General features: G+C 38.8%; 11 protein-coding genes and 1 pseudogene. 7 read left to right on the top strand and 5 right to left on the bottom strand.

Annotated elements, in window-relative coordinates:
- The 5 genes and pseudogenes from IM485_RS17020 to IM485_RS17000 form a co-directional block, all read left to right on the top strand.
- On the top strand, positions 1 to 264 hold a 264-nt coding region (locus IM485_RS17020), incomplete at its 5' end, for a photosynthetic reaction center family protein (RefSeq protein ID WP_287744532.1).
- An 83-nt stretch (positions 265 to 347) separates the two neighbouring features.
- Positions 348 to 563 (top strand): hypothetical protein, encoded by a 216-nt coding sequence (locus IM485_RS17015; RefSeq protein ID WP_002799384.1) that lies wholly within the window; start codon positions 348 to 350, stop codon positions 561 to 563.
- 5 nt (positions 564 to 568) lie between these two features.
- Positions 569 to 775 (top strand): annotated as a pseudogene (locus IM485_RS17010) (type II toxin-antitoxin system RelE/ParE family toxin); the annotation flags it as partial.
- Between the two features lie 175 nt (positions 776 to 950).
- Entirely contained in the window at positions 951 to 1,157 is a 207-nt protein-coding gene (locus IM485_RS17005; RefSeq protein ID WP_190381541.1) for a hypothetical protein, read from the top strand.
- Positions 1,158 to 1,159: 2 nt separating this feature from the next.
- The gene (locus IM485_RS17000; protein ID WP_147074144.1) at positions 1,160 to 1,447 is read left to right on the top strand and encodes a type II toxin-antitoxin system RelE/ParE family toxin; all 288 of its coding nucleotides are present in this window, start codon (positions 1,160 to 1,162) and stop codon (positions 1,445 to 1,447) included.
- Between the two features lie 72 nt (positions 1,448 to 1,519).
- Here IM485_RS17000 and IM485_RS16995 read toward each other — a convergent pair whose 3' ends face one another.
- From IM485_RS16995 to IM485_RS16980, 4 genes are all read right to left on the bottom strand, one after another.
- On the bottom strand, positions 1,520 to 2,893 hold the full coding sequence (locus tag IM485_RS16995; protein WP_287744525.1) for a helix-turn-helix domain-containing protein: 1,374 nt from the start codon (positions 2,891 to 2,893) through the stop codon (positions 1,520 to 1,522).
- A 347-nt stretch (positions 2,894 to 3,240) separates the two neighbouring features.
- Positions 3,241 to 3,684, bottom strand: a complete 444-nt coding sequence (locus tag IM485_RS16990) for a type II toxin-antitoxin system VapC family toxin (protein WP_002770545.1) — start codon at positions 3,682 to 3,684, stop codon at positions 3,241 to 3,243.
- Positions 3,671 to 3,943, bottom strand: a complete 273-nt coding sequence (locus IM485_RS16985) for a hypothetical protein (RefSeq protein WP_002761103.1) — start codon at positions 3,941 to 3,943, stop codon at positions 3,671 to 3,673. The genes IM485_RS16990 and IM485_RS16985 overlap by 14 nt, the downstream gene beginning before the upstream one ends.
- 100 nt (positions 3,944 to 4,043) lie before the next feature.
- On the bottom strand, positions 4,044 to 4,469 hold the full coding sequence (locus IM485_RS16980; protein ID WP_287744521.1) for a DUF29 family protein: 426 nt from the start codon (positions 4,467 to 4,469) through the stop codon (positions 4,044 to 4,046).
- 291 nt (positions 4,470 to 4,760) lie between these two features.
- On the opposite strand from IM485_RS16980, the gene IM485_RS16975 reads away from it, so the two are divergent.
- Positions 4,761 to 6,089: a PEP-CTERM sorting domain-containing protein gene (locus tag IM485_RS16975; RefSeq protein ID WP_287744519.1), complete on the top strand. Its 1,329-nt coding sequence runs from the start codon at positions 4,761 to 4,763 to the stop codon at positions 6,087 to 6,089.
- A gap of 342 nt (positions 6,090 to 6,431) precedes the next feature.
- Here IM485_RS16975 and IM485_RS16970 read toward each other — a convergent pair whose 3' ends face one another.
- Positions 6,432 to 9,068 carry a M1 family metallopeptidase gene (locus IM485_RS16970; protein WP_104395853.1) on the bottom strand — a complete coding sequence of 879 codons (2,637 nt, stop codon included), beginning with the start codon at positions 9,066 to 9,068 and terminating at the stop codon, positions 6,432 to 6,434.
- Between the two features lie 4 nt (positions 9,069 to 9,072).
- On the opposite strand from IM485_RS16970, the gene IM485_RS16965 reads away from it, so the two are divergent.
- Positions 9,073 to 9,510, top strand: coding sequence for a DUF4079 domain-containing protein (locus IM485_RS16965; protein ID WP_016514615.1), 438 nt, complete (start codon positions 9,073 to 9,075; stop codon positions 9,508 to 9,510).
- Positions 9,511 to 9,578: the final 68 nt, after the last annotated feature.

Below are 9,578 nucleotides of genomic sequence, written 5' to 3'. Positions count from 1 at the left end.
TTCTTAGGTGCTTGGCCGGTAATCGGTATCTGGTTTACGGCAATGGGTGTTAGCACCATGGCGTTCAACCTCAACGGTTTCAACTTCAACCAGTCGATTCTCGATTCTCAAGGTCGTGTAATCGGTACTTGGGCTGATGTGCTGAACCGCGCTGGTATCGGTATGGAAGTAATGCACGAGCGCAATGCTCACAACTTCCCCTTAGACTTAGCTAGTGGTGAACAGGCTCCCGTAGCTCTGACTGCTCCTGCTATCAATGGTTAATTCCTAGTCTGAATAAAAAGGCACTCCCGCGAGGGGGTGCTTTTTTGTTGTTAGAATATAAGGTGGTTTTTTGAGGTTAAATTATGATCAGTTTAGAACAAGCTTTAAATACTGTTGAGCAACTATCTTTAGAACAACAGGAAATGTTATTAGAAATTTTACAAAATCGTTTACTTGATATTCGTCGTCAAGAAATTGCTAGGGATGCTAGGGAGTCAATTAATGCTTTTCATCAAAGAGAATTTAAACCTCAACCCCTAGAAATTGTTCTGAGAGAATTGAGAGAAACTTTAGAATAGATATTATGAGAGAACTGGTTTTAACGCCTAAATTTAAGCGGACTTTCCGTAAGTTTGTTCTCAGAAATCCTCAGCGACAGAAAGCGATTGAGAAAACATTGGCACAAATGAGGGAAGATATTTATTTTTTGAACTTGGGAACTCATTCATTAAAAGGGGAATTATCGGGACTTAAAGCTTGTTCTTGTGGTTATGATTGTCGGATTATTTGGCTCTCTTAGGTTTGGTGGGTAAAATGTATTCTAAGATACAGTCCTGGTGACGAGCGAGTGGAGCAAACCACAAAGACACAAAGGACACAAAGATTGATCGCTCCTATGTAAGTTAAACTGATCACACAAAGAATAAGAGATCCCAGGTTTTTATCGAGAGTTAAGAGGTAAAATGATGACTTTGCCAGAAATGATCAAATCTTTTGAGAATTTATCAGAGGATGAACAGGAGTCATTGTTAGAGATTTTGTGTCAATATAGAGCCAAAGCAAGAGAAAGAGAAATTTTAGCTAATTTTAAGGAATTGAAAGAGGCGATCGCTACTGGAACGGCCAGAAGGGGAACCGTAGAAGATTTGATTGCTGATTTGAATGAGGATTAACAATGGATCTAATATGGAGTGATGGGTTTAAGCGTTCGTTTAAGAAGCTAATCAAGAAAAATCCCCAGTTAAAACCTAAAATTTTCGATGTACTTAGAAAACTGGCAGAAGACCCATTTACACTGTCTTTAAAAACCCATAAGTTAAGTGGTAATTTAGAAGGGTTATGGTCTTGTACTGTAGCTTACGATTGTCGAATTATTTTTAGTTTTTCGGAAGATGGAGAATATTTAGAAGTTATCATCTTGTTAATTGATATTGGTAGTCACGATCAGGTGTATAGAAAATAGTATAGACTGGAAAGCGATCCTGCGGGTTTCTGCGTTGCGGTACACATATATTTATAATAAGATAAATTTTTCCTAATCGTTAGGATTTTTTTTAAGATAAGATTTAAAGACAGGATTAATAGGAAAATAGGACGAGGTTTCTGATGGTAATTTATCCAGTAAACAGCGTCTCATTAATGACTGAATAGCTGCCCAAAATTCAGATTGAGAAAGGTCAAGATTAGCAGTTTTGGGAAACTTTTCTACCGCTTCAGTTTGATTAGCTAACCAGTGTATCACCTTTTTTTCTGTTGCGGATAAACGCTGTAAATGACATTCGATCGAGTCTTCCATATCCCCCAAATAAATTTCATTGTTCATTTGTTCTAAAAATAAGGATACTTCTCCATCAAATAGTTCAATAAGGGTTGAGGAGATGATATTTAACCAGTTAGGATGACCTTGATAAACTTCCCTCAGTTCTGTCCATTTCTCCTCACTTTTTAAACCGTATTCTTTGAATATTTCTTCAAATTCTGTTGTTAAACCTTGCAAGTATAAAGTTTTAATTTTATCGGATTTTAAGGTAACAAAATCTCTGGGAAGTTCCCAACTAATTAAAATCAAACAACTTTGATGAGATGTGGTAGCAATTTGCTGAAAAAATTTATGATAATCCTGACAGTCGTTTAAATATTTACCTGCTAATTCCCCCGGTTTAAAAATATTCTGCACATCATCAAGAATAATTAAACAACGATAGGAGCTTAGATAATCTATTATATCAGGTAAGGGGGTTGATAGAGATTGGCTGAAAAACTGTTTTAGATCATCTTTGAGAGCGATTAATTGAGGAATATTTTCCAGACTGCGGTAAATAATATAATCAAATTGTGGGGCAATTTCTGAAATTAATTTAAGGGTTAAAGCTGTTTTTCCGATTCCAGTTAACCCATAAATAGTAATTAATCGAGTTTTATTATCTAGCCATTCTTTTAAGGTTGATATTTCTAACTTACGTCCATAGTTATACCTTAATTCAGGGGCTTTTGTTAAGTCAATTATGGGGGATTGATGATCATTATCTGGAAAATTTGAAGACTTTTTTAAGTTGTTTTCTGAATAGGGATTATTTTCTCTACAGATATTAACGCGACTGTTACTAATGTTATTACTGTTAGGAGAGTTAACAAAGTGATAAATAATAGATGAAGCTTTATTTTCTAAAATAGAACGAACATTAGACTTTTTTATATCTTCTTCAAAAACATCTGATAACAGTTGCCACAATTTCCATGCTTCTTTTTTTATATGGTCATAACTGCGCTGATTATTTTCGGCAATTTTTTCATAATCTTGATGTTCCCAAATACCCTGTAAGATGGATTCTTGCAATGAATCAAGATGTTTACCGGTTTTGTCTAATACCTGTTTATCAGTCCATTCTAAAAGGGTTTGAATATCCATATAAGTAAGCTATAGAACATTTGTATTGCTGGTTGGGATCAGGGAACATATTTTAGTTTTCTTGTTTTTTTATCAGACTGATAATCATTTTACTTTACTTTTGCAAGAGATCAATGTATTGCCTACGAACATTTTACCCCATAAAGTCGGGAAGGGCAAACTGTCATACCAAATTCGCCTTAGAAAGTAAAGCTTGTAGTCATATTACTCGTAGGGTGCGCTCTTCAATAGCGTAACGCACCAATTTAATAATAGAGGTGGTGCGTTACGGCGAATTATTAATTTTGGTTTTTTGACTAAATTGATAGCCGCCTAACGCACCCTACACTCTACGGACTACTGATTAACTAGAAATTTGAGAAAAGATTAATAAAGGGTTTTTTATTTTTCCAGCGATAGGTATTAAAATCTCGATTATCAATTGATAAGATAAGTCCATTTCCTAACTCTTCTGCTAAGATAACTAGGGAGGCATCCGCTAAGTCCATTGGCAGACTTTGATATTGTTTCATAAGGTCTTGAATTCTTTCTAGATGAGTATTTTCAAGGTGAAATAATAGAAATTTTTGGGGATGTCTCTCAAATACGTTCATTAATTTTATTTGTTTTTCAACTCCTGTATAGAGATTTGGAGAACGTTGTAAAAGAAGATGACAACTTTCTGTTAAAACACACCAAGTTGTAATTAGAGGTTGAGAAGAATACTGTGCTAAGGTTTGCTGTGCTATTAGATGATATTGATCTTTATTGTTAAATAAAGCCACCCAGAACCCAGTATCAACGATGATCATATTTAGCTTTTAATCCTTCTTTGAGAACGGATTTATAATTAGTAGAAAGGTCGGATTCTGCACTAATACAACCGATTAATCCAGATTCTTTTAAAATGTCTAGGGTACTTTGAGCTTCAGGGTTTATTTTTGCTGCAATCTCTGGCTTTTTTGCTAAAGAATAGCGTTTTTTTAATAACTCAATAAAATCAATCAGTAAGTTTTGTGCTTCTTCAGGTAATTGGTTAATATCTTGTTGAATTTGTTCTAAGTTAATCATTAATTTTCCTCTGTTAAGGTTTTTAAATAGGCTGCTAATCTTTAAGCGACTGTTTCTGACATTTAAACCTCCTGATTTGTTTCCGACTGTCACCTGTTACTTAATCGATTAATATTAATTCCAATGCTTGATTAATAATTTTATTTTTATCGATCATAGCCTCAATTTCTTCGGGTTTATATATACCTTCAAAAGCTTCTAATGCCCCTTGTCTTAAAGCGGAAGAATAAGCATCATCTAAGGTTTCTTTTAATTCTTCTATTGTTAGATAATTTCCTCCAGTTTTACGTCGTTGATTAATGCGTTGAATCTGTCGAACAGAATTAGAAATAGAGGTTTCCCATGAGCGGGTACTGCGTTTTTCTGCTTGCCGTTTAATCAGATGTAATAGAACAATAATACTAAAGCTAAAAATCTTATTGAGCTTATCATCTTTGCTCATTTCTGTCATTTCCTCTACCAAGATTAAGGCATCGGGAATATTGCCAGCTAGTAATAGATTTTTTAACTCTAATAGTTCTTCCATTTTTTGCCTTTTTTTACTGATTAACCTCTTAATTTAGTAATTTGTCCTTTACATTAGATATTGTTAAAGTTGGAAAAACAAGCGAAAACTTTTGCCTGTTCTCTTGCCTTATTAACGAAAATTTAGCCTTGTTTCATGAGCCTTGCCCTCCTTTTTGTCACTAAATCCCACTTTATCCCACAAAAATTATTGTATCAGAAAATCCAAAATGGCCACAAATTCCCACAGACAAAACCAAAGTGAACATCTAGATTGTAAGAATCACTCAGTTTTTTGGAGTCTTATCAGGTTATGAACAAGATACTAGCTAATTGTATCAGCTTAGGGATCGGATTGGGGGCGATTGGGGTGGCTTTCCCGGCACAAGCCGCCGCCTCTACCCCTAGTCAAGCGGCCATAACAGGCTTTAATCTTAGTCAGTTCGCTGATTATACTCAAACTAGCAACGCTCAACCCAATAGTGGCTCTTTTACGTTTTTCCCCAGTATCAACTACACTGACGAGGCGGCCCTAACGAGTGCTTTTGTTTTTTACAATGGCACTGAGTCCTCTATCCCTTTGGATATTCTGTTTCCTTTTGGAGACGAGTTTGTTGCCGCAAACAGTCTTACCTATCCTACTCTAGAGGCACTGGAAGCGGTGTTTCCCGATGGCACTCAGTACATATATACCATTGTTGGCGGAAGTTTGGGTACTCAAGCGGCGGTTTTGCCAACCGTCCCACCGAGAGCATTTGTCAATGATGTTCCTTTCTTGACGGGAACAACCTTCAATGACCTTCAAGGTTTTGATCCGAGTCAACCCTTTACTATTAGCTTCAATGGGACTTCCTTATTCCCAGACATTTCCAAAAATTTCAGCATCTTATCCACGTTGGGAGGAACTGTTTTTGACGTTTCTCTGAATCCTACTGATACCAGTCTCCTCTTACCCGCTAACACCCTTGCTCCCAACACTAGCTATGAGTTTGAATTGGAATATGTAGAAAGTGAGCTGCTTTTTGATACTGGTTTTAATGGAGCAGAATCATTCTTGGGTTTTTTCACCCAAACTACAGGAACTTTCACCACTGGTTCAATCATTGGTACAACTCCCGATAGTCCTCTATTCCCCACCCCAGATCCGAACAATCCCGATGGTTTTACCTTTCCTGGTGTTCCCGTCGGTGATAATGGATTGGGTATAATTGACCCCATCTTTTTCGATCCGATTGTGTCGGTAGGATGCGATTACGCAGTGACAGGCGGACCCTTATTCGCCTCGGTTTTAATCCCTAATGCTCTCCCCCAAGGCGACAGTAACTTTATCCTAGAATTACCCGGATTTGGCAATTATCCCCTAGTTGCGGGAACAACTTTCAACTTGTTGGGTGTTAATCCCCTTGGCTTTAGTGATTTTCGCATCAGTGATATCGATCCTGCGGAAATGCTCGATCCAACTAATCCTACTGCTTTTGTGACGGGGTTAACATTTACTGCTCCTGGAACAGTAACAGTCACCCAAAACCCTATTACTGTAAGTGTTCCTGAACCGTCCAATTTATTGGGTTTAGGATTACTCGGATTCGGTGCTTTCTTCACGGGAAAATTAAATAAGAAGCAAGCCAAAAAAGACTCATAATAGCAATTATCGTTAATCCTGTTGCTTATATAACATGATGGCGATTTCCAACTTCAATCATCAACCTGACTTTGATGGGAAAGTCCATAAACTCCCTATTTTTGGGCATTTCAATCAGTTAGCGTCTAAATCATTAGATAAAAGGGCATCCTCGAAAAGGGGTGCTTTTTTGTTGTTCGGATGTATCGATCGAGCTACTCTGTTCTCACTCAACAAGCTCGGAGAAAGCGGGTTTCTTAACAAAAAATCTGAGCTTTAATTTAGATATTTACCAGAAACCAGCTTTCTGTTGCACTGACTGATAAGTATTGATATTGACTGATAACTGATCACTCAGGTTAACTAACTATTTTTCGCCTCTAATTTCGTCAAACGACTTTTAAGTTCCTGATTTTCCTGTTTCATTTTTTCTAATTCCTCGCGAATTTCCTGAATTGCTTTGTCGGAACCTAATTTTTTCTGGACTTTTTGTACTGCTTCCTCCGCTACACGACGGACGCGACCATCGGGAGTTCGATCGCTCAAAGCTTGTAAAATAGCGATAGCTTTGGCATTTTCTATCTGTCCTAAAGCGTTACACACTGCCACCTGCGTCAAGAAAAAAGTTTCCTTGGCAATAGTTTCTAAACGTTCCAAAATTACGGTTAATTTGTCGGTGGTTTGTCCGGAAGAAATCGCTCCCAGGGCGCGGATAGCTGCTAATCTCAGGGGTTGAGGTGTGCCTAAAGCCGTGTAGGTCAAAATTGACTCCAAAGCCGCCGACGAGGTTTTTAACTGGCTTAAACCGCCAATTGCGCCCGCTCTTACTACCTCATTCCACCCCTTTCTTAACTGTAAAATATGATTCAGCAGGTCAATAATTTCCCCTTCTTTATTTTGCAATTGTCCCACGGCCATGGAGCCTAATCCTCGCGCCGCGGCCGCTTCCACATAATAACTAGCATCTCCAGCTTCTAGTAGGGATTTAAGCGCATTATAACTATCTAAGGTTTTAATTTCACTTAATCCCTCGACAATTGCCCGACGGACCTGTGCTTTTTCATCGTTTAAACCTTTAATTAAAGCAGTAACCGCCTGATCTAAACCAAGAGTCGCTAACTGTTTGGCCACCTCCACACGCACACCCCAAAAAGGCTCATTTTCTAGGGATATCCCTAAAGCTTCGATCGCTTCTAAACCGCCTTTTTTAGCAATGGCTATGGCTGCATAGATACGGGAAATCGGATCGGGATCCTGTTGTAATTGCGCTTTTAATTCGCCGATGGGATACTCAAGAGTGACGGTTTTGAGGAAATTATTACCCCGATCAAACTTGACAAAATCGGGCTTTTGTGCTAGGGGAAAATAGAAAGTTTGTTCTTTTTGGTGAATCCGCAGATTGTAGGTAAGGTCTTCAGAGTTGAGATAGGCAAAAGCGACGGGAATTTTCAAGTCGAATAGTTCCTTTTCATCCTGAGTTTGGGTGACAGTTAATTGGGCTAAATTATTCTCATTGTCCCAACTGTAAGCGACCTTATAATCGGGATGACCACCGCGATAAACGTACTGATCAAAGAGGAATAATAAATTGTAGCCAGTCGCTTTTTCGATCGCCCGTAATAAGTCCACGGTTTCTACGGTTTTATGGGCATTATCCCGCACAAAAGTATGAATCGCTTTTGCGAATAAATCTTCCCCTAAAATAGAGCGGATCATGTGATAAACACAAGCACCTTTTTCGTAGAGATGACGATCATAAAGTTCGATCGCTTCTCGATAAACATGAGTAACAATGGGACGACGATAGCGGGAAGCATCTTCTTCTAAATAACTTCTTGCTTCCCCTAATAAATAATAACTAGCAGCAGCTTTTCCGTATTCCGATTCTGTCCATAAAACCTCAGAATAGGAAGCCATTCCCTCTTTAATCCAAGCGTGAGACCAGTGTTTAATCACCACTAAATCACCGAACCATTGATGAGCTAATTCATGGGCAACTAAGCTTTCTGTCCAAGTATGATCGATGCTGGCTCTTTGATCAATTAAACAGCGATCGGTTAAAATTGTGGTGGAAGTATTTTCCATCCCACCAAAGATAAAATCATCTACACAAACTTGCGCGTATTTAGGATAGGGATAGGGATAACCAAACTTTTGGCTAAAAAACTCGATCATGCGGGGAGTTTTACCCATACTTCTTTGTCCCTCCTCTTCCCGTCCTTTTTCCACATAATAAGTGACAGGAACACCATTCCATGAGTCGCATAATTCGGCAAAATCTCCCACCGCAAGAGTCATTAAATAGGTAGGATGAATTTGCTTTTGTGACCAGTGATAAATTCTGTCTTCACCAACGGGTTCCACCAAGATTAATTCCCCGTTAGAAATAGCGATATAGGGTTGGGGAATTTTAACCCGAATTTCGGAGGTAGTTAATTGACCGGGGTAGTCAAAACAGGGAAACCAAAAGCGAGAATCTTCATCTTCTCCCTGGGTCCAAACTTGAATCGGTTTATCGGGATAATATTCGTCGGGGGCGATAAAATATAATCCCCGTTGTGGTTGCTTAACCTGATAGTTAATCGTCAGGATAATCGGTTTATCGGTGGTGGGTTGTAGCAGATGAATAGTCAGGAGAGAACGATCATAGTCAAAGGGTTGACTGATACCTTCAATGAACACAGAATTAATATTTAAATCCACCGCATCCAGGATTAAACTGCTAATTCCCTGACGAATGGGAGTGAGGGTAATCTGACAGCTGCCCTGAAAACTTTGTTGGGGAATATCAATAATTAAATCGAGAAAAATATGATTAACTTGTCCGGGTCGATCGGGGTTATAATGGGGTTTAGCCCCCGGTAATTCAAAGGGTTGACGCTGATTATTTTCCGTGTCGATGGTGAGATGAGACATATTAGCCCTAACTTGCTGATTTTTGTCCAGTAAACTTAAATTAACACGATCGGTCGTCCCTTTCCTTGCTAACAATAATCCCACCCCTATGAATCTCCCCTCCTTTCTCTGGTTATGGAAAATTGCCGCTTGGTCGATGGGATTTACCCTCTTTGCCTATTTTTTACTGGCAGTTTCGGGGGTAAACATGGGTTATCGACGACTTGCGGGCCAATCTCGACCGAAATGGTTAAGACCCTTTCATCTCCTCAGCGGCCTGATCATGGTTGCTTTGGTCTTAATTCTGCTGGGAATCGGATTAGTGGGAACAATCGGTCATTATGGCAGTTTAGGCCACTCTTCCCACCTGATAGCGGGTTTATCGGTGGTTTTTCTGGTTTTTGTTTCGGCAATTACCGGACTGAACATTACAACTCGTCCACCTCTAGCGCGGTCTCTCCACATCGGCACTAATCTTTTATTGTTTCTGGGTTTTCTTTTTGTTACCCTAACAGGATGGGATGTGGTCCAAAAATATCTACAATAAAAATAGTCGGCGATCGAGTGGAGACTGTTCGATCAAGAAAAACTAGCCATCTCATCCCGAAAAATCGC

The organism is Microcystis sp. M169S2, assembly GCF_020245865.1.
Lineage (GTDB): Bacteria > Cyanobacteriota > Cyanobacteriia > Cyanobacteriales > Microcystaceae > Microcystis > Microcystis ichthyoblabe_A.
The sequence above is the reverse complement of the archived record's forward strand: the minus strand, read 5'-3'. Positions and strand labels throughout refer to the sequence as shown.

Bases quoted from the DNA above. Each gene is read 5' to 3' on its own strand.
- IM485_RS17000 (WP_147074144.1), top strand. From the start codon at position 1,160: ATGGATCTAATATGGAGTGATGGGTTTAAGCGTTCGTTTAAGAAGCTA.
- IM485_RS16975 (WP_287744519.1), top strand. From the start codon at position 4,761: ATGAACAAGATACTAGCTAATTGTATCAGCTTAGGGATCGGATTGGGG.
- IM485_RS16990 (WP_002770545.1), bottom strand. From the start codon at position 3,684: ATGATCATCGTTGATACTGGGTTCTGGGTGGCTTTATTTAACAATAAA.
- IM485_RS16965 (WP_016514615.1), top strand. From the start codon at position 9,073: ATGAATCTCCCCTCCTTTCTCTGGTTATGGAAAATTGCCGCTTGGTCG.
- IM485_RS17015 (WP_002799384.1), top strand. From the start codon at position 348: ATGATCAGTTTAGAACAAGCTTTAAATACTGTTGAGCAACTATCTTTA.
- IM485_RS16980 (WP_287744521.1), bottom strand. From the start codon at position 4,469: ATGGAAGAACTATTAGAGTTAAAAAATCTATTACTAGCTGGCAATATT.
- IM485_RS17005 (WP_190381541.1), top strand. From the start codon at position 951: ATGACTTTGCCAGAAATGATCAAATCTTTTGAGAATTTATCAGAGGAT.
- IM485_RS16985 (WP_002761103.1), bottom strand. From the start codon at position 3,943: ATGATTAACTTAGAACAAATTCAACAAGATATTAACCAATTACCTGAA.
- IM485_RS16995 (WP_287744525.1), bottom strand. From the start codon at position 2,893: ATGGATATTCAAACCCTTTTAGAATGGACTGATAAACAGGTATTAGAC.